The sequence below is a fragment of the Floricoccus tropicus genome (genome assembly GCF_001832905.1).
GTDB classification, from domain to species: Bacteria; Bacillota; Bacilli; order Lactobacillales; family Streptococcaceae; genus Floricoccus; species Floricoccus tropicus.
This window is the reverse complement of record NZ_MKIR01000024.1, coordinates 332,533-353,298: the sequence shown is the minus strand read 5'-3', so window position 1 is coordinate 353,298 and position 20,766 is coordinate 332,533. Positions and strand designations below refer to the sequence as shown.

Annotated in this window: 18 protein-coding genes and 1 riboswitch; of the genes, 3 read left to right on the top strand and 15 right to left on the bottom strand. The window is 33.8% G+C overall.

Annotation, left to right across the window (positions count from 1 at the left end):
• Positions 1-15: 15 nt before the first annotated feature.
• The 9 genes from rfbB to rpsO form a co-directional block, all read right to left on the bottom strand.
• Entirely contained in the window at positions 16-1,053 is a 1,038-nt protein-coding gene (gene rfbB / locus BG261_RS09670; protein WP_070793104.1) for a dTDP-glucose 4,6-dehydratase, read from the bottom strand.
• A 47-nt stretch (positions 1,054-1,100) separates the two neighbouring features.
• On the bottom strand, positions 1,101-1,694 hold the full coding sequence (locus BG261_RS09665; RefSeq protein WP_070793103.1) for a dTDP-4-dehydrorhamnose 3,5-epimerase family protein: 594 nt from the start codon (positions 1,692-1,694) through the stop codon (positions 1,101-1,103).
• Between the two features lies 1 nt (position 1,695).
• Positions 1,696-2,568 carry a glucose-1-phosphate thymidylyltransferase RfbA gene (rfbA, locus tag BG261_RS09660; protein ID WP_070793102.1) on the bottom strand — a complete coding sequence of 291 codons (873 nt, stop codon included), beginning with the start codon at positions 2,566-2,568 and terminating at the stop codon, positions 1,696-1,698.
• 190 nt (positions 2,569-2,758) lie between these two features.
• Positions 2,759-3,331 carry a folate family ECF transporter S component gene (locus BG261_RS09655; RefSeq protein ID WP_070793101.1) on the bottom strand — a complete coding sequence of 191 codons (573 nt, stop codon included), beginning with the start codon at positions 3,329-3,331 and terminating at the stop codon, positions 2,759-2,761.
• Between the two features lie 64 nt (positions 3,332-3,395).
• Positions 3,396-3,495: riboswitch (THF riboswitch) on the bottom strand.
• Positions 3,496-3,625: 130 nt separating this feature from the next.
• Positions 3,626-5,410: a glycerophosphoryl diester phosphodiesterase membrane domain-containing protein gene (locus tag BG261_RS09650; RefSeq protein ID WP_070793100.1), complete on the bottom strand. Its 1,785-nt coding sequence runs from the start codon at positions 5,408-5,410 to the stop codon at positions 3,626-3,628.
• 98 nt (positions 5,411-5,508) lie between these two features.
• Positions 5,509-6,699, bottom strand: a complete 1,191-nt coding sequence (locus BG261_RS09645) for an acetate kinase (protein WP_070793099.1) — start codon at positions 6,697-6,699, stop codon at positions 5,509-5,511.
• A gap of 62 nt (positions 6,700-6,761) precedes the next feature.
• The gene (locus BG261_RS09640; RefSeq protein ID WP_070793098.1) at positions 6,762-7,697 is read right to left on the bottom strand and encodes a class I SAM-dependent methyltransferase; all 936 of its coding nucleotides are present in this window, start codon (positions 7,695-7,697) and stop codon (positions 6,762-6,764) included.
• Positions 7,698-8,207, bottom strand: coding sequence for a GNAT family N-acetyltransferase (locus tag BG261_RS09635; protein WP_414653955.1), 510 nt, complete (start codon positions 8,205-8,207; stop codon positions 7,698-7,700).
• A 127-nt stretch (positions 8,208-8,334) separates the two neighbouring features.
• Positions 8,335-8,604: a 30S ribosomal protein S15 gene (rpsO, locus tag BG261_RS09630; protein ID WP_070787691.1), complete on the bottom strand. Its 270-nt coding sequence runs from the start codon at positions 8,602-8,604 to the stop codon at positions 8,335-8,337.
• Positions 8,605-8,868: 264 nt separating this feature from the next.
• Between rpsO and def the strand changes: the two genes are divergently transcribed.
• A complete protein-coding gene (gene def / locus BG261_RS09625) occupies positions 8,869-9,462 on the top strand; it encodes a peptide deformylase (protein ID WP_070793139.1) in 594 nt (197 codons plus the stop codon).
• 108 nt (positions 9,463-9,570) lie between these two features.
• Here def and tyrS read toward each other — a convergent pair whose 3' ends face one another.
• The gene (gene tyrS, locus BG261_RS09620; RefSeq protein WP_070793097.1) at positions 9,571-10,824 is read right to left on the bottom strand and encodes a tyrosine--tRNA ligase; all 1,254 of its coding nucleotides are present in this window, start codon (positions 10,822-10,824) and stop codon (positions 9,571-9,573) included.
• A 182-nt stretch (positions 10,825-11,006) separates the two neighbouring features.
• On the opposite strand from tyrS, the gene BG261_RS09615 reads away from it, so the two are divergent.
• Positions 11,007-13,397 (top strand): transglycosylase domain-containing protein, encoded by a 2,391-nt coding sequence (locus tag BG261_RS09615; RefSeq protein ID WP_070793096.1) that lies wholly within the window; start codon positions 11,007-11,009, stop codon positions 13,395-13,397.
• A gap of 191 nt (positions 13,398-13,588) precedes the next feature.
• Here the strand turns inward: BG261_RS09615 and thiI are convergent, their stop codons facing one another.
• The 4 genes from thiI to BG261_RS09595 all read right to left on the bottom strand — a co-directional run bounded on the left by thiI (position 13,589) and on the right by BG261_RS09595 (position 18,649).
• Positions 13,589-14,803 (bottom strand): tRNA uracil 4-sulfurtransferase ThiI, encoded by a 1,215-nt coding sequence (gene thiI, locus BG261_RS09610; protein WP_070793095.1) that lies wholly within the window; start codon positions 14,801-14,803, stop codon positions 13,589-13,591.
• A gap of 155 nt (positions 14,804-14,958) precedes the next feature.
• The gene (locus BG261_RS09605; RefSeq protein WP_070793094.1) at positions 14,959-16,101 is read right to left on the bottom strand and encodes a cysteine desulfurase family protein; all 1,143 of its coding nucleotides are present in this window, start codon (positions 16,099-16,101) and stop codon (positions 14,959-14,961) included.
• 155 nt (positions 16,102-16,256) lie between these two features.
• Positions 16,257-18,314 carry a cation:proton antiporter gene (locus BG261_RS09600; RefSeq protein WP_070793093.1) on the bottom strand — a complete coding sequence of 686 codons (2,058 nt, stop codon included), beginning with the start codon at positions 18,312-18,314 and terminating at the stop codon, positions 16,257-16,259.
• Between the two features lie 32 nt (positions 18,315-18,346).
• Positions 18,347-18,649 carry a hypothetical protein gene (locus BG261_RS09595; protein ID WP_070787685.1) on the bottom strand — a complete coding sequence of 101 codons (303 nt, stop codon included), beginning with the start codon at positions 18,647-18,649 and terminating at the stop codon, positions 18,347-18,349.
• A gap of 175 nt (positions 18,650-18,824) precedes the next feature.
• On the opposite strand from BG261_RS09595, the gene BG261_RS09590 reads away from it, so the two are divergent.
• On the top strand, positions 18,825-19,259 hold the full coding sequence (locus BG261_RS09590) for a universal stress protein (protein WP_070793092.1): 435 nt from the start codon (positions 18,825-18,827) through the stop codon (positions 19,257-19,259).
• Between the two features lie 92 nt (positions 19,260-19,351).
• Here the strand turns inward: BG261_RS09590 and rpsA are convergent, their stop codons facing one another.
• On the bottom strand, positions 19,352-20,578 hold the full coding sequence (gene rpsA / locus BG261_RS09585) for a 30S ribosomal protein S1 (protein WP_070787683.1): 1,227 nt from the start codon (positions 20,576-20,578) through the stop codon (positions 19,352-19,354).
• Between the last annotated feature and the right edge of the window lie 188 nt (positions 20,579-20,766).

Here is a 20,766-nt window from a genome sequence, read left to right as displayed (position 1 = left end):
TTGCCTCTTTAAATCTTATTGATTATTCTTTGCATAATTAGCTTCAACTTCTTCTTTCTCAGCTTTCCACCAATCTTCATGATCTTTATACCAATTAATTGTATCAACTATTCCTTCTTCAAAATTAGTAAATTCTGGCTCCCAGTCCAATTCATCACGTAATTTTGTAGAATCAATAGCATATCGTAAATCATGGCCTGCACGATCTTGAACATGATCATATGCATCAGAATCTTGTCCCATTTTTTCTAAAATTAACTCAAGAACTTCCTTATTATTTTTTTCTCCATCTGCACCAATTAGGTAAGTTTCTCCTTTTTGACCTTTAGTCAAAATAGTCCAAACTGCAGAAGAATGGTCATTTGTATGAATCCAGTCACGAACATTTTTACCATCACCATATAGTTTTGGCTTAATTCCACTCAAAATATTAGTAATTTGACGAGGTATGAATTTTTCAATATGTTGATAAGGACCATAATTATTTGAACAATTAGATATTGTCGCATCTAACCCAAATGATCTAACCCAGGCGCGAACTAATAAGTCTGAACCTGCTTTTGTAGATGAATATGGACTTGATGGATTATATGGAGTTTTATCAGTAAATTTTTCTCCATCTCCTTCACCATGACCGGGCAAGTCTTCACGTAATGGAAGATCTCCATATACTTCATCCGTTGAAACATGGTGGAAACGAATTCCATACTTACGGGCTGCTTCAAGCAAGGTAAAAGTTCCAACTAGATTTGTTTGAACAAATGGACTTGGATCTTTGAGTGAATTATCGTTATGACTCTCTGCAGCATAATGTACAATAGCGTCTGCATTTGATGCAACTTTATCCACAACATCAGCATCAGCAATATCACCAACAACTAGCTCAACTCTATCACCTAGAATCTCTTCTATATTAGCTTTGTTTCCTGCATAAGTTAATTTATCAAGAACAGTAATATGTACATCTGGATAATTATTATATACATAGTGGACAAAATTACTTCCGATGAAGCCAGCTCCACCTGTTACTACTATATTTTTATATTCAGTCATTTTTCTAATACTTCTTTCAACTATTTAATTTTTTCAACTATATATATCTATAATTCTTCTTTTTTAAGCGGAACTACATCTTTTAACAGCGGATGATTCTCATCTGCTTCTGAAACTTCTGCAGCTTCAAGATTTTCCCATTTAATATCTAATGCTGGATCTGCAAAATTTACAAATGCATATTTTGGTTTAAGTTCTAAGGCCCAGTAATCATTAACAAGATAGCTATAAGAAACTTTATCGCTTAAAACCTGAAATCCATTGGCAACTCCACGTGGCACAAAGATACCTTTGCTTGCATCAATTTTAGTTTGATAAACATTACCAAAAGTATCACCTTCACGTAAGTCTACCCAAGATCCAAGGACTTGACCTTCATCAGCTACTGAAATATATTTATCCCAAGGTTCTGCATGAAGGCCACGCAAAACATTTTTTCTAGAAAAAGATACATTATTTTGTAATTTTCCTTCAGCAAAGAACGATTCAGGAAAACCTAGAGGTATCATTTTTTCTTTTTGAAAGTTTTCTTTAAACCATCCACGATTATCTCCGTGGACAGGTATATCAAATTCCAACATTCCTGGAATTTCTTCAATTTTTTTTGCTGCTAGCTCTTTCCCAAAAAAAGTATCAGTCATTTTACAATTCATCCTCAATCAGTCTTAACAAGTATTGTCCATATTCATTTTTCTTAAGTGGTTGCGCAAGTTGACGAACTTGATCGGCAGAAATATATCCCATACGATAAGCTATTTCTTCAAGGTTAGCTACTTGAACACTCTGCATTCGTTGCACTGTTTCAATGTATTGGGCTGCTTCCAACAAGCTTTCGTGTGTTCCTGTATCAAGCCATGCAAATCCACGCCCCATTAGTTCTACTTCTAAGTCCCCACGATTTAGATAAGCAGCATTAATGTCTGTGATTTCAAGTTCTCCACGAGGACTTGGTTCAATATTTTTAGCGATTTCAACAACATCATTATCATAGAAATATAGACCCGTGATAGCATAATTCGATTTAGGTTTCTCTGGTTTTTCTTCAACAGATATTGCTTTCATATTCTCATCAAATTCTACAACACCAAAACGTTCTGGGTCTTTAACCAAATAACCAAAAACCGTTGCCCCACTGTCTTTTGCAGCAGCCTTCTGAAGCATTTTTGAAAGCCCAGGTCCGTGATAAATATTATCTCCTAATATTAAAGCTACTGAATCTTCTCCAATAAAATCTTCTCCGATAATAAAAGCTTGAGCTAATCCATCAGGACTTGGCTGTTCAGCATAGGATAAGTTTATTCCAAATTCGCTTCCATCTTGAAGTAATTCTTTAAATCTTGGCAAGTCTTGTGGTGTAGAAATTATTAGTATATCCTTAATTCCCGCTAACATCAATGTTGATAATGGATAATAAATCATCGGTTTATCATAGACCGGCATAAGTTGTTTACTTGCAGCACGAGTGATAGGGTATAAACGTGTTCCTGAACCGCCTGCTAAAATAATTCCTTTCATATTCACCTCTTTTTTAAAAAGTCATTCTTTAATATTATACCATAATTTATAATTTTTTTATCGGTCTTATATACTAGTTATATCAATGTCTAGCATTTTTCTTACTTTTTTTGAAAACTATTTCATACAAAAAAAGCAAAGTGGGATGTACTTTACTTTACTTTACTTTTCTTTTCTTTTCTTTTCTTTTTTAACTTAATATATATTTTTTTACTGAAGGTATCCTTTGCAACGCAGGTACAATCAACATAATAATTATAATTCTAACCGGTATCTCAAAGATCTTAAAGATTCTACCTTGTGCAAAGTATTGTACTTTGACTGGAACTTTAAAGTAAATTTGAATTAAAAGTGGTGTAAAGATAAATGTTCCTATCAACATAATCACTATAACAGCAAAGCTAGTATAAGCCCAATCTTTTGTACTTTTGGCATCTAATTTTTTCTTATAAAAGAATAATCCATAAAAGAAACCTTGAACAGCCTCTAAAAGAGTAAAGGCAAGTATAAAGTGACTTCCGCCGCCACCACCAGTTGCCATATTAATAATATCTGATAAAACAAAAGTAATTGGAGCAAGTATTGGACCTGCAACAGCACCAATAAGTACATTTGGAACAAAGCTAAAGCCAACTTTTAAAGTACCTGGAATTATCCACACTGATAATTTTCCAATAATAAATTTCAATGCCATAAGCATTGCTAGTGTAACCGTAAGCCTAGTTGTTAGTTTAGGAAGGTATTTGTCTGTAAATTTTTTCATTGAGCTCTCCTCTGAATTTTGGTGAGCTGTTAAAAATTGCTTGGAATATCCAATATAATTTCTTGACAGCGAATGCATTCTACAAACCGCGTCGATTGAATCGGCTTCGTTCCGGGGCAACATCCCATCCCACGGACACTTGACGCTTGTAAAACTACTCTGTAATAAAATATTACTTTCTGATTATAGCATAAAAAATGAATCTAAGTATCGAAATAAATACTATAAGAACTTATAGTATTTATCACAGCACTAATTGTTATGTTTTCTTTAATAAATTAAAAGCTCCAAATATTAATTTCCTAAACTTTTCTCAAGATCCACGCTAACTAGATAGTCTAAAATCTTATCTGCAAATTTAGGGTTTTCTTTCAGTTCATTGATAACCCCATTTAAATCAGATGAGTTATCAGTAATGATGCCATCAACGTTAATTAGTGCCATTTTTTTCATACTATCAATATCGTTAACTGTCCATGCATAGACATTTTGCTTTCTCAGATGTGCCTCATCAACAAAAGATTCATTTAAAGTCGTTTGCTCCATCGTATATCCATCTGCATCAGTACGTGGGAAAATAAAATTATAGGGCAGAATAAAATATGTCTTGAGTTTACTGTTTTTCTTAACTTCTTTCACAGCATTATAATCAAGAGAATGTATTTCATGACCATAATCCATTAGTTCTTTTTCATACTGTTTAACAAAATTTGATACATAATCTTTGGAATCATAACGTGTAGTCTTGATTTCAACTAAAAGTTTTTGTTTATGAGAATTTGCTGCTTTCAAGTAATCATCAAAACTTACAACTGGCGCTGAAGAGCCATTTTCTTTTGCAACAAGTTTCGTCAATTCTGCAAGTGTTAATTCTTGTGGACGCTTGTTAACACCCGTAAGAACTCGCAAGTTTTCGTCATGCATAACTACAAACTTCTTATCAGATGTTTCTTGAATATCCATTTCAACATAATCAGGATGAGCTGTTTTAATAGTATGCTGCAAGGCTGGAATAGTATTTTGAACACCATATCTTGCATCAACTCCACGATGTGAAATATTGAGAGCAGGATGTTCAACTGTATCTACTAAGAATATCCAATTCCCTACAACGTAAAAGAAAACTGTAAAACTAACAAATGTTAAAACAAGCCATCTTGGAAAACGAGTTTGTTTGACATCTTTTTGATTAATTAGTGCATCTGGCTTAACTTTTTCATTTGATAAAAGAAGTTGAATTAGGATAAAGTTAGCCCACAAAATGATAAACAAACTGACTAATTGTACTAAAGATAGGTTTAATATTCCCATAATCAGAGGAATTGGTTTAGCAAGTCCATCTTCAATATATTGGAATATGTAGACTAATATATATACAATTACTGCAACAATTGTAGAAATTGCTGATACCATAAATAATCGAAGAGTATAATACCAAAACTTTTTTTTAGTAATAGCTAAACTTTCCTTCATCGCCTGGGCAAAACTCATGTCGTTCATAATCATCAAAGGCAGTACAAACATCAACCTCAAACCAATATAAGCGACCGCAATCGATAGAACTGCAATACCTAGAGCAATCCACCCATTGTTTGATAGAAAATCTAAAATAAATTGTGGTATGACTACCTTATCAAGCAATCGTGTTTTGAAAATCGTTCCAGCAAAGGGGATCACCAGAATGAAATATATAGTCAAGAATATTGCGGAGGGTCCAAAAAGTCGCGGAATAGATCTATAAGTATCTTTGATAATTCTACTAATTTGAAATGTTGAACTATCAATTTGACTGATACCTCTAATTAAAAAGCTAAATTGAATAAAAACCGAAAAGATTATAAAAAGAAAAATCAGTATAAATCCTAATAATGCAAACGGTTTAGAGAGGAACATCCCCAAATTATTGTAGGAAATGTATGGGATATCATTCCACTCCATTACTTTATGAAAGCCAAAATTTGCCGAAAAAATTACTATGTCTAAATAAAAACTTATAAACAGTGATAGAAAAATTGTCCTATCCCATTTTTTAAAAAACTGCTTGGTGTTTGATTTAATAAAAGTTAAACTTGATTTCATATTCCAACCCCTTTCAATTTACAGATTTGATTATATAAAAATAAACCACTGATTTCTAGCGGTTTATTTTTTTATTTATAATCTCAATAAGGATTTTATTAATTTTGGAAGCTTTGAACATCACGCGCAATAACTAATTCTTCATCAGTTGGAATTGCAAGAACCTTAACTTTTGCATCATCAGTTGAAATAACACCTTCGAATCCACGAACGTTTTTAACTGGATCAATTGTTAAACCAAACCAACTTAAGTCAGTAGCAACTCTTTCACGAATGTCAGCAGCATTTTCACCAACACCAGCTGTAAATACAACTGCATCAGCTCCATTTAATACTGCAAAGTATTGACCAATGTATTTTTCAACACGATCAAGATACATTTCATAAGCTAAAATAGCTTTTTCGTTGCCTTCTTTTATACCAGCTTCAACATCACGCATATCACTTGAGATATCACTGATTCCAAGAAGACCAGATTGTTTGTTTAACATATCAACAACGTCTTGAGCAGTTTCTAGATTTTCATCTTTAGAAATGATGTATGGGAAGATTGAAGGGTCAATATCGCCAGAGCGAGTTCCCATCATGATACCTGCAAGTGGAGTGAAGCCCATTGAAGTATCAACTGATTTTCCACCATCAACAGCAGTAATTGAACCACCATTTCCAAGGTGACATGTGATAATCTTAAGATCTTTGATATCTTTTCCAAGAATTTCAGCAGCTTTTTGACTTACATATTGATGGCTTGTTCCGTGAGCACCATATTTACGAACTGAGTAATCAGTATAGTATTTATTTGGCATTGGGTAACGGAAAGCTTTTTCTGGCATTGTAGTGTGGAAAGCAGTATCAAATACAGCTACACTAGTAATGTTTGGAAGTAGGTGTTTAAAAGCTTTAATTCCTTGTAAGTTGGCAGGGTTATGAAGAGGAGCCAACTCAGATAATTCAGCAATTTCTTCCATTACTTTATCATCAATAAGAGTTGATTTTTTGAAAATTTCTCCACCAGCAACAACACGATGACCAACTCCTGTTATTTCATCATATGAAGAAATGATTCCAAGACGGATTAAGTCATCTAAAAGGATTTTTACAGCTTCTTCATGATTTGGAATATCAAGAGTTTGAGTATCTTTTTCATCTCCCCATTTAACTGTTGAGATAGATTGAGGGAGTCCAACACGCTCGATAAGTCCTTGAGCTAATACTTCTTCTTGAGGCATTTCATATAGTTGCCATTTAAGACTTGAACTTCCAGCGTTAATTGCAATTGTTTTTGACATTTTTAAATCTCCTAATTCTTAAAATCATTCAACGAATTTACTTGTAACCGTTTTCGAATTAATTATAACACATTCTTTGTGAATTCAGCCATAAATTGCTGTACTATTTCTGTCTCAGTTAGACTTGATAAGTTATATACAAAAGTCGGTTCGTTTGTGATTTTTTTATCGAATACAAAAATTGCCTTAGGAGAATTCTTAAACAGATTTTGCGGTAAAGCAATCAATGCTGATAAGTGGGCTGAATCTTTCATCCATCCCTTCAATTCATCTGCCTGTCCACTAGTCAATAAATCTACAGGAGCAAGGAAAATAGCAATACCATCATCTTTTAGATAATTAAGTGCCTGTTCCATCAATAAATGGTGAGCATATGTATGTTCATCTTTATCCGTTGCGACATGGAAATTATTTGCTTCCTCATCATCAGGATAAAAACCAATTGGTAAATCGCTAATGACTACATCGCTAGGTTCAATTAAAAGTGGCTTGACAGCATCCTGTTGCATAAATTCAACCTTAAGCTTTATAACATCAGCAATACTTGCTGCCAAATCAATTAAGAGATCATCAACTTCTATTCCAGTATAAGATATATTCTTATCAGAGTTTGATAAAAGCGTTGATGCCATATTACCAGTACCAGAACCAAGTTCAACAATTGATATGTCTTTTTGTGGTTTTAATGTATCAATTATAAAATTGATAATATAAGCAATACTATCAGGAGTAAATTGATGATTTGCCTGTAATTTTGCAAATTGTCCTCCTTTGATTAGAACAAATTGAAATGCTTTTTGCCATTCTTGTTGACTAAGATTTAAAGAATGAAGTTTCTCATTATTTTTTTCAACCATTTCGTTTGAAGATTTACCTTCCACATAAGCAACATTTTGCTCTATCAAAGCATCGTAGAAATGAGTATGTAATTCTTGCTCAAGTGTTTGTGTGTTTTCAATAATTAAATTAAAAGCTTCTTCAACTTTTTGAATATCCATCTATTTTTCACCAACCTTCCAAATCATGTTAAACCATTCTTCACCACCAAGGTTTGATTTCGACTCACCGTCATAAGTAAAACCTTTTTTTTCATAATATTTGATAAGGTAATCATGACAAGTCAGAGTAATTCCTTTTCTTTTAGTTCCTCTAGCTAAATCTTTCATTGCTTGAATCAAAGCATCACCGATTCCAGCTCCTTGGAATTTTTCATCAATTGAAAGGCTAGTTATGGCAATATAGCCACCCTCTTCAGGATTTTCATCAACATGACTAAATAGTTCATCTGTTAAGTGTTTATCAGTTATTACTGCACCTTCCATATATCCAGCAAATTTACCATCAACTTCTGCAATATAAAAAGTGTCAGGTGTTTTTTCTGCCCTTTCTTCCATAGCCTCACGAGTTGTTGCTACGTTACCAAAGTTGTCAATCTCAACACGCATTACATCATCGATATCATTAGATTCGACATTTCTAATAATCACTTCTATTTTATTTTTATTCATTATTATTCCTATCTATTAATAAATATCTCTAGTTTAATTATAACATGGACTCATTTATAATTAAATTGCCCAAAAGTCTGAAATAGAAAACAAAAAAACCACCGAAGTGGTTTAATAAAGATGTCTATTAACGACGTAGTCCTAATGAAGAAATTAATTCACGGTAACGTTGAACATCTTTTTCACGTAGGTAACCTAAAAGATTACGACGGTGACCGATTTTTTTCATCAATCCACGGTAAGTAGCGTGGTCTTTTTTATGTGATTTAATATGATCGTTTAGGTGGTTGATTTCCCAAGTTAGTACAGCGATTTGTACTTCTGGTGAACCAGTATCACCTTCGTGACGAGCGTATTTTGCGATAATTTCATTTTTTTTCTCTTTTGAGATTGCCATGTTATTTCTCCTTTAATTTTAAGTACATCCGAGTTAACGTTTGGCACGCGTATTACCAAGATGCCTTCTTGTAGAAAACTACCTAATTATGATAAACTATTATTATTGAAATTTCAAGTAATCAAGCATTTATTTATGCATTTAGCTTGTATTTTATGGTAAAAAGTGTCAAATTATATATATAAAGATTGACAATATTAGAAGGAGAACGTTTTGGAAACTCAAACAATTAAAAAGTTGACCTCTGCTGGTCATTTAATAAATATGGACGATATTATCAGGGAAGGGAACCCAACTTTACGAGAAGTTGCGGCTGATGTTGAATTCCCATTGTCTGATGAAAACATAATCTTGGGAGAAAAAATGCTTAATTTTTTAAGAAATTCACAAGATGAAGTTACTGCTGAAAAAATGGGACTTCGTGCTGGAGTAGGTATTGCAGCACCTCAACTAGATGTTTCTCGTAAAATCATCGCTGTCCTAGTGCCGAATGCAGAAGAAATTGAAGAAAATGAAAAAGGGGAAGAAATTGTTATCCCTCCTAAGGAAGCATATAGCCTAGCAACAGTGATGTACAATCCTCGTGTTGTTTCTCATTCTGTTCAAGATGCTGCTCTTGCCGAAGGAGAAGGATGTCTGTCAGTTGATCGCGATATTCCTGGATATGTTATCCGTCATGCTCGTGCAACAATAGAATACTTTGACAAAGAAGGAAATAAGAAAAAAATTAAACTAAAAGGATATAATGCAATAGTTGTCCAACATGAAATTGATCATATCAATGGTATCATGTTCTTTGATCGTATTAATTCTAAAAACCCGTTTGCTACTACTGAAGGTATGCTATTACTTGATTAATTTGCTAAAAATATAATATTTATTGACTGATATTTTTTATCAGTCTTTTTTATTTTATAAATAAAAAAAAATCGAAGCATAAATGCTTCAATTAATTTTTTAATATATTTAGTAAGTCAAAATTGAATATTTTTTCTTACCACGACGTATAACTGTTAGCTCATCTTCAAGCTTATCTTCACTTGTCAAAGTATAATTTGTATCAGTTTGGCGTTCTCCATTAATATAAATAGCACCATTTTGAACATCTTCACGCGCTTGACGTTTAGAAGGAGAAATTTTTGCAGTTACTAGAATATCAACAATATTTAAATTATCTTCTGGCTTAACAGCATAATTTGGAACATCCTTTAGACCTTGTTTAATTTCTGAAACCGAAAGTTCTTTAATATTTCCTGAAAATAATTGCTCAGAAATTTTAACAGCTTGTTCGTAAGCATCTTTACCATGGACTAGTGTTACAACTTCTCTAGCAAGAACCTTTTGACCAAGCCTCTCATGTGGTGCTGCTTCAAACTCTTTACCGATTTCTTCAATTTCTTCAAGACTTAGGAAAGTAAAAATTTTCAAGAATTTAACAACATCAGCATCTGCTACATTCAACCAAAATTGATAAAATTCGTAAGGTGATGTCTTATCAGCATCAAGCCAAACTGCATTACCTTCTGACTTACCAAATTTCTTACCTGTTGAATCAGTAATAAGAGGCACTGTAATTACATGAGCGGTTTCACCTGTTTTTTTACGGATTAATTCCGTACCAGCAACCATATTACCCCATTGGTCACTTCCACCAACCTGAAGGGTAACTCCTTGGTCTTGGTTTAAGAAGTAAAAATCGTATCCCTGTAATAACTGGTATGCAAATTCAGTATATGAAATTCCTGATTCAATACGGCTCTTAACAGACTCCTTACTCATCATATTATTAATTGTAAAGTGTTTACCAACATCACGTAGAAATTCTAAGACGTTAATTTTACTAAACCAATCGTAATTATTTGCCATTACGGCAGCATTGTCACCTTCAAAATCTAAAAAGCGTTCTAACTGCTTTTTAATTCCTTTTGTCCATTCCAAAACAGTTTCAGTTGTTTGAAGCGAGCGTTCTGTATCCTTGAAGCTGGGATCTCCAATCATTCCAGTTGCTCCTCCTACAAGAGCTATTGGGCGATGACCTGCAAGTTGTAAGCGACGCATATTTAAAATTGGAACTAAATGTCCTAAATGAAGACTATCAGCTGTAGGGTCATAGCCTGTATAGAAAGAAACACTCCCTTCTTGTAATGCTTTTCTTAAAGCGTCTTCATCAGTAGTTTGAAAAACTAAGCCACGTTCGACTAATTCATCAAAAATTTCCATGCTATAACCTCCTTGTTTTTTTTATACTCTATTAACTATATCCAACGTATTTTAAAGCTTAAGAGTATTTTTTAAATTAATATTTTTATTATAGCAAAATTCTACGGCTTTTGTTATAAATTTTTTGATTATTTTATTGTAACTAGTTAGCCGATTACTAACATTTTTGGTATAATTGCGGTATGAGTGATAAGAATAATGAAAAAAATCAAAATAAATCTTCTCAAAGAAAAGACCTGAGCAAAAATAAGGTCAATGTAAATGAAGAAGTATGGTGGCAAAAAACTAAAGATTTCTTCAGTATTGCGTTTATGTCTACTAGAGGTATTATATATACTCTCTTAGTTGTCCTGCTATTAGGAATCTTATTTGCTGGTGGATTAGGAGCTGGATATTTTGCTAGTTTAGTCGATGATGTAAAAGTACCGAGCAAGGAGGAACTTGGTAAGAAAATCAATAATATCCATGGTACTTCTTCACTAGTATACAATAACAATAACTTAATTGCTCCAGTATCATCTGATCTTATTAGGACTAAAGTTGACAGCAAGGATATTTCTCAAAATATCAAAAATGCTATTATTTCAACTGAGGATGAAAATTTCAATGAGCATAATGGTGTTGTTCCCAAAGCAATACTTCGTGCAACCTTAGGTGAAGTTGTTGGTCTTGGAAGCTCTAGTGGTGGTTCAACAATCACACAACAATTAATTAAGCAACAAATTTTAGGAGATAGCCCAACATTTAAAAGGAAGGCTTCTGAATTTGTATATGCACGAGCTGTTGAGAAAGATTTTACTAAGGATCAGATTTTAACGGATTACCTCAATGTTTCTCCTTTTGGACGAAATAATAAAGGACAAAATATTGCAGGTGTACAAGAAGCTGCAAAAGGAATTTTTGGAAAGAATGCATCTGAAGTAAATGTACCTCAAGCTGCATTCATAGCTGGTCTTCCTCAGAGTCCTATTACTTATAGTCCATATGCTGCAGATGCTAGCCTTAAGAATCCTAACGATTTATCATATGGACTTGCTAGAAAAGATACTGTTCTTTTCAATATGTATCGTAATGGATATATTAGCAAAAAAGAATATGAAGAATATAAATCCTACGATTTAACTAAAGATTTCATCGCTTCTAGTTCACCTGATACAATTAGTCATGATTATCTTTACTATACAGTCATTAACGAAGCTGTTGACCACATTTATGACTATCTAATCAAAGAAGATAAGGTTTCTGAAAGTGACCAAAAAAATGATGCTACCAAAGAGGAGTATCAAAAGTTAGCCCTACAACAGCTACAACAAGGTGGGTATACAATTCAATCAACAATTGATCAAGGTATCTATAGCGCTATGCAGACTGCCGTGGCTAATTATGGTGGTATTCTAGATGATGGTACAGGTGAGGTGCAAGTTGGAAATGTCTTAATGGACAATAAAACAGGTGCAGTATATGGATTTATTGGAGGACGCAACTATCAGGAAAATCAAAATAACCACGCTTTCGATACTAAGAGGAGTCCCGGTTCAAGTATTAAACCTGTTCTCACTTACGCTCCTGCAATCGAGCAAGGTATTATTGGAAGTGCAAGTCGTTTAAGCAACTACCCAACAACATATTCAAGCGGTCAACAAATAATGCACGTTGATAGCGCGGGTACAAATGAAATGATGACTGTTCAAGACGCTTTAAATACTTCTTGGAATATCCCCGCGTATTGGCTGCATCAGACAATGCTACAGGAAGATAAATCTCCAGAACCATATATGGAAAAAATGGGATATAAAGTTAGTGACTATAATATTGAGAGTTTACCTTTGGGTGGAGGAATTGATCAATCGGTTGTTCAGCAAACTAATGGATATCAAACACTTTCAAATGGTGGAAAATATCAAAAGCAACACGTTATACAAAAAATAACTGATGACAGTGGGAAAGTTATTTACGAATGGAAATCAGAGCCCGTAAAAGTATTTTCTAAAGCAACTGCTTCAATTATGAATGATTTATTAAGAGGACCGGTAAGGTCTAAAATAACTACCAAATTTGCGGACTATTTGTCTGGAATTAATCCAAACCTTACATCTGCAGTTGATTGGACTGGAAAAACAGGTACTAGTGAGTCATATACAGATGCATGGTTAATGTTATCAACACCTACTGTCACTCTTGGTGGTTGGATTGGACATGATGACAATTCACCACTTGGAAACTACACTGGTTACGAAAATAATTCAAATTATATGGCTAACCTCGTAAATGCAATAAATAATGCTAAGCCAGGTGTATTCGGGGATGGGCAAAAATTTGAAATTGATCCAAGTGTTACCAAAAGTACAGTATTAACTTCTACTGGTGAAAAACCAGGTAGAGTGGAAGGTGGACCTCTTACAATAACTCTGAGTGGACAAACAACAACAAGTTATTGGGCAACATCTGAAGGAGCTCCAGTTACTCGTTACCATTTCGCTGTTGGAGGAACTGATGCCAACTATGCTGATGCCTGGAGCAGGATAGTCAATTTCACTGGTAATAACAGCAGAAACACTGGTAATAATAGATAGTTTTTGAAATTCTTAATAAAAAAGTTTCTTAATCAAATTTAACAAAAAAAACGAGCTATATAAAATTTTAGATTTATAATTTTATATAGCTCGATTTTTTATTATACATTTTACTACAAATATTTTTTTAGAGATATTTTTATTACTAAAAAATAAAAGCATACTCGAAAGTATACTTAGACATAAATATTTTATAAGAAATCCGCAAGCTCTGCATCTTCTTCGTTTTTATTACCTTCTTTTTCAATTGTTGAAATCATAATTCCTTCAACTGCACGTTCAACTAATCCATCAACATCCATACGCTTTTCATATTGAATAGCATTTTCTAATTTAGGATTTGTCTTCGGACTTGGTGGTGCAAAAATTGTACAGCAATCTTCATATGGTTGGATAGAAATATCAAATGTATCAATCTTTTCTGCAATTTCAATAATTTCTAATTTATCCATTGTTACAACTGGACGGATAACTGGTGTATTTGTAACCTCATTAATTACAACCATACTACCTAGAGTTTGACTTGCAACTTGTCCTAGACTCTCACCATTAATAATAATTGATGCCTCTCTGCGATTACGAATTTCATCAGTAATACGCATCATGAAACGGCGAGTAATCGTCATTAAATAAGCTTGAGGTACATTATTTTTAATTTCCTCTTGAATCTCTGTAAATGGGACTTCAATAAAGTTAATATTACCACCAAAAGAAGTAAGCTTTTCAGTTAAATCTTTCGCCTTTTGAAGAGCTCCTGGGCTTGTATAAGGGGGACTTGCAAAATGGACAGCTTCAATTTCAACCCCACGTTTAAGAGCTAAATAGCCAGCAACAGGAGAATCTATTCCACCTGAAAGCATTAGCATACCGCGACCACTAGTCCCAACAGGTAGACCACCAGCTCCTTTAATTGTTTCGTAAGAAAGGTAAGTAGCGTCTGGACGAATTTCAACACGAAGATTTAGGTCAGGCGCCTTCATTTGTACCTTAGCATGGGCAATATTATCAAAAACAAGTCCACCAAGATCTTGGTTAAGTTCGGTACTATCAAGTTCAAAATCATGATCGCTTCGCTTAGCAGTAATCTTAAAAGTCATACCAGCAGTATAGACATCGTTCATAAGCTCAACTACAGCTGCACGGATAGCATCCATATTTTTCTCAACCTTAATACTAGGTGAAAAATTTTGAATTCCAAAAACTTTAGTTAAACGCTCTGCTACAACTTCGTAATCAGCACCATTTAAAATAATGTGAGTTCTATCTCGTTGAGCATCAACTGAAAGCTCAGGCATATCAACAAGAACTTGCTTAATATTACGGGCAAGTCGACCAATGAACTTACCACGATTTTTCCCTTTTGTTGAAAGTTCGCCGTAACGAACCATAATTTCTGTATATTTCACGTATCTCTTCCTCTATTGTCTTGGTTTTAAAAATGCTAACAGAAAGCATCCTGAAGCGAATAAGAATAACTGGTTCCACTTGATTGATAAAAGAAACAATATCAGTGAAACAGCAAGGATCTTATAATTTGGTTTCTTCCTCATATTGTACTTTCCTATCTAATCTTTTGGAATTTATCGTAAAGATGATTAAAGACTGTCAAGAACTGCTCTACCTCAGCCATGCTATTTTCCTCATCCAAACTAATACGAACAGCAGATGTAGCAACTTCTGGTCGAACATTCATTGCAATCAAAGTACTAGCAGCAGATCCAGCTTTTGAACTACATGCACTTGTTGTAGAAATAAAAATTTCTCTTTCTTCAAATGCATGAACCAGAACCTCTCCCCGAACCCCTTTAATTCCGAAGGTAATAATATTCGGTACAAAATTTTCAGTCCCTGAAAAAATCTCAACGCCATCATATGTTGTAAGCTGATTAACTATTACTTCTTTCATTCGTGCCAAATGTTGATTTTTTGCACTCATATCTTCTAGAGTCAGTCGTAAAGCACGTGCAGTTGCAGCAATACCTGCAATATTCTCAGTAGTTGAGCGAAGATTATTTTCTTGACCTCCACCTGAAAGTAAGGGTTCAATTTTTTTGCCTTCCTTTATGTAAGCAAGACCTACTCCTCGAACCCCGTGGAACTTATGACTTGAAAAACTAGCCATATCTACACGGTCAAGTAAGTAATTTTCTACAGGAACCTTACCTATCGCTTGAACAGCATCAACATGAAAGGTAATATTTGGCTTATCTGATAAAAGTTCAGCTATTTCTTTAAGCGGTTGTATACTACCGACTTCATTATTTACAGCCATTATAGAAACAACAGTAGTATCATCATCAATTAAGGCAGCTAATTTATCAACATTGACAAATCCTTTTTTATCAACAGGTGCATAATCAACGTTAAATCCGCGTTTTTCAAGCCAATGAGCAGATTCTTTAATTGCTGGATGCTCAATAGCTGAAACAATAATATGTTTCCCAAACTTTTCTTTTTCAAGAGCTGTACCCTTTAAAAGCCAGTTATCGCTCTCAGTACCACCACTAGTAAAGTAAATTTCATCTGTATTAACATTGATTAATTCAGATATTTGTTTACGACTCAGTTCTAATAATTTATCAGCCGTATTTCCTAGACTATGTAGGCTACTTGGATTTCCCCAAATTCTTGTAGCTACATCTGTATATGTTTTCAAAACCTGTGGATAAGGCTTGGTTGTTGCAGCATTATCAAAATAAATCACAGCTTTCTCCTCTAATTTTTTTATAATATTAAATCTTGTAATCAAGCACTCATAAGTATAACAAAAAAATAGTTCATTTTCATAGTATTTTAGTCAATTTTTATCTATAAATACTTTCTGACAAAAGTATCAAAAAAACCAGTGCTTGGCACTGATTAATTTCTTCCTCCACGATACTCCAGAAAATCATATAATAAGCTACTATATTCTTCATTCATTGAGTAATCTTCAAGAGTATTAACATTCTTACGCATTTGTCGCGCTTTAGCTGAGGTAATTTCACCTCGAGCTTCATATTCTGCAATTAATTTTCTTTCCAAGTAATAACCCCGCGTCATTTCATCAATATTATTTGGCCTATAGTGGGCAAAGAGACGTTTAAAGTCACCTTCCGCAACTAGCTCTGCTGACCGCAATCTATCAGACCCTAATAAATTAATCAAATTTGAATCGTATACATCATACAAGTTATAAAGTGATGATAGTACTAACTCAGTATTTTGAAGGTATAGATCCTTAAGTTCTTGTTTATCTTCATCGGTTAGAATTGGAGTTTTTCTTGCGCTGCCTTTTTTACGACGGAAGAGGTGTAAGAATTCCACAATAGCCATGTGTGCTGCCCTAAAAAGAATTGTAACAGCAAAAGTTAATGACGACACCAAACTATGAGTAATCGAACGCTCTAATTCTTTTAGATAACGATGGTACACACGGTAAGTATTTATACTAATTTCACCATTTGAATAAGCACTATTTAAGCTATCTTCTTCAATTTGTAAAATCATAAGCTGTAAATTGTTGAAATCCTCGGTTGCTTCTTCACTTTCTTGCATCAAAATAAATTTTTGAATTCTTTGAGTATAATTATCAATGGTTGCATAATAACCATCTTTTACACGTGTTTTTTCTAGATCATCTTGTAGGGCTAATACAACATCGTTTAATATCGCAATCTGACCAAAATAATTAACTTTACCTTCTTTTTTAGGAGCAATCATTGGTAAGATTATGATTCCGGACAAGAAGCTTAACATTGTAACTCCTGCTGTAGTAAAAATCATCATATTATATTTTTGAGCAACAGCATGTGGAATCAACATTATAGTAGCAATACTAACTGTACCTTTAACCCCGGCAAAAGTTAAGAGCATCAAGTCGCTTTTATATCTTTCAAAGGGTTGTTTTCTCTTAATACTTATAATCTTATAGTAGATTGCTAAAAGAACGAATCTAGTAGCAAACAAGACTACCGTAAGTACAAATACTATTAATAACAGTGTCCAGTTATCATATGAGTCATTTTTTAAAACAGGATGGGCTATTGTTTCAAGCTCAATTCCAAGAAAAATAAATACTACACCATTTAACATGAAGACAATTGTATCCCAAATTGTACTCGATACTTGATTGACTTGGGCATCAAATAATGTAATTTTTTTAAAGCCCGCTGCCTGAAGAACACCAGCTACTACTACTGCGATAATACCTGATACATGTAGTAACTCTGATAAACTAAAGGCTAAAAGGGGCATCATGAGTTCTAAAAGCAAGTAACCTACTACATCTTGAGCGGCAACATCCTCCATAAGAGAAAGAATTGTATTATTCAGCCAAGATACTAAATATCCAATAAGCGCTCCACCTAGGGCAGATATTACAAATTGAACACTTGCATTTGCCAGTGAAAATTTACCTGTTGTTAAAGCAAGAAGCGCAAACTGGAAGGCAATAATACCACTTGCATCGTTAAGCAAACCTTCTCCTGAAAGGATACTTTTTATTCTTTTAGGAAAATCAAAACGACTTGCTAAAGATGATACTGCTACTGCATCGGTTGGACCTAAACTTGCTCCAATCGCAACACAAGCAGCCAAGGGCATTGTAGGGAAAAATGAATGGGCAGCAAACCCCATGACAACGGCAGTGATAAACACGACTGGAAGAACTAAAATCGCGACAGTTCGCCAGTGTTTCATAATACTTGGAACATTGGCTTCCTCCCCTTCCCTAAAAAGCAAAGGTGCTATTCCAAATGCCAAAAAAACCTCTGGATCAAATTTTAATATTTGATCGGCTCCAAAGGTTGCCATTATTATACCTAATACTACTTGAATAAAAGGCAAGGGGATTTTCGGAAACACTCGGTTTATAATGTTTGATGCTATTAAAGCAGACAAAAAACCGATTATAAAAAATATTAGTTGATGATCCACTAAATTCTCCTTATTTAATCAATTATTAGGAATTATAAATTGTTTAAATCTTTATATTTTTGTTTAAAAAGAGCTTTTTGCATTGCTAATTTTTCATCAATATCAGTACAAGATTTATTATCAATCATACGTTGGCAACGTTTAAATTCTAATTGAGCCATTTTTCTTTTCATTCTAGCTCTCTTTGCTTCATTAGAAGAAAATTTTTCATAGAACTTTTCCTTGTACTCAGGATGTTTTGCTAATTTCTCTTTAAATTCTTGTTTTTCAAGATAGACTTCACGCATCATATTCAAACGTTTCATGAATTCTTCTTCTGAAATATTTTTTCTCATTTTTTTCTCCAAAAATAATGTAGGGTGGAACATTCCACATTTCATTCTGTTATTTTACTATTATACCACCAAAAATACAAGACATACATTTTGATAACTTATCCTTAAAAATACCGTTAATATTTTACTTATAGATAAATTAAGGGTAATATTATAGATAAAAGGAGGTTCTAATATGGAACAAGAGTATACAAAAATTCTGATTGGTGTCGATGGCAGTGATGAGGCTGAAAAAGCTTTTACTAAAGCAGTTCAAGTTGCTATTAGGAATAAAGCTGAATTAGTGATTGTTAATATTATTGATTCAAGAGCCTTTCAAGGAATTAGTGGTTTTGAGAACGTTATTGCTGATGATACACTCAAATCTGCAAAAGAGTTTGTTGGCAGATACGAAAAGATTGCACGTGATGCTGGTGTAGAAAATATTAAGACTAGAATCGAGTTTGGTAGTCCTAAAGTTCTTCTATCTGATACTGTTCCTCGTGAAGAAGGTGTTGATTTAATTATGGTAGGCTCAACTGGTCTTACAGCAATTGAGCGCCTACTTATTGGAAGTGTTGCTGAATATATTATTCGTAATGCTCCTTGTGATGTCTTAGTCGTAAGATAATTTACAAAAAAACTGTTGTAGTCAACAGTTTTTTTGTATGCATTATTTGATAAAAAAATGAAGACCTTAATCTTCATTTTTATAAATACTTTTTAGTCAAGTTTGAAATCTTCACCTAAGAAATCAGCAAGTGAGAATCCTTCTTGAGTTTCTGGTAGTTCGTAATCACGTTGTGGTTTACGTTTGTTATTGTTACGACGTGGTTTACGTTCGCTACGTCCTTCATTATCAGAATCTTCACGTGGAGCACGAGCTGGTGCTTCTTCTAAAGCTTTGATTGAAAGAGATACGCGTTCTTCTTCAGGTTTAACATCAAGAACTTTAACTTTAACTTCTTGTCCAGCAGTAAGAACATCTTTTGGATTTTCAACACGAGTGTGTGAAATTTGTGAGATGTGAACTAATCCTTCAACACCTGGGAAAATTTCAACAAATGCACCAAAATCAGTTAAACGTTTTACAGTACCATCAAGAACTGTTCCAACAGCAGCTTTTTCTTCGATATCAGTCCAAGGTCCAGGTGCTGTAGCTTTAAGTGATAATGAGATACGGTTAGCATCTTCATCAACTTTAAGAACTTTAACGTTGATTTTATCTCCAACAGATACAACATCTTTAGGGTTTCTTACGCGTCCATGAGCAAGTTCAGTAACGTGAACAAGTCCATCAACACCACCAAGGTCCACAAATGCACCGAAGTCAGTTAAACGAGCAACTGTTCCTTCAACTACAGAACCTTCTTCGATTTTTTCGAAAACTTCTTTACGAGCAGCTGCAGCTGATTTTTCAACTACTGCTTTACGAGATAAGATGAAACGGTTTTCTGAAGCGTTAACTTCAATAATTTCAGCTTCAACGTCTTGTCCTACAAATTTTGCAGTATCACGAACGAAATATGTGTCAATCATAGATGCTGGGATGAATCCTCGTACACCTTGATAATCCACTGAAAGTCCACCTTTAACGTTTCTTAGAACTTTAACGGTTACAACTTCGCCTTCTTTACCTTCAAGAGCAGTCCATGCTTTACGAGCATCTAAACGTTTCTTAGAAAGTAAGAATACAGTTGCACCTTCAGACTCTTTACCAACGATTTGTTTTACAACTAAAAGTTCTAATTCATCACCTGGTTTTACAAAAGTATTTATATCAGCGTCACGTTCACTTGTTAATTCACGTAAAGTAAGTACGCCTTCAACACCAGTTCCAACGATAGCTACAGAAGCTTGATCACCATCTACTGAAAGGATCTCACCTTTTACGATATCGCCAACTTTTACGTCACCGACGCTGTTTAATAGTTCTTCAAATTCATTCATTATAAAATTTCTTCCTCCTACGACTTAACTGACACACAGTCTTGTATTGATTTTATCATATAAAGAGAAAAAATAAAAGAGAAATTGTATTTATTCATAAAAATGCAAAAAAAGAACACAAATAAACATCTAATAAAAATAATATTAATTATTCAACTATTTTATTTCTAATATCCCTACCACTCATA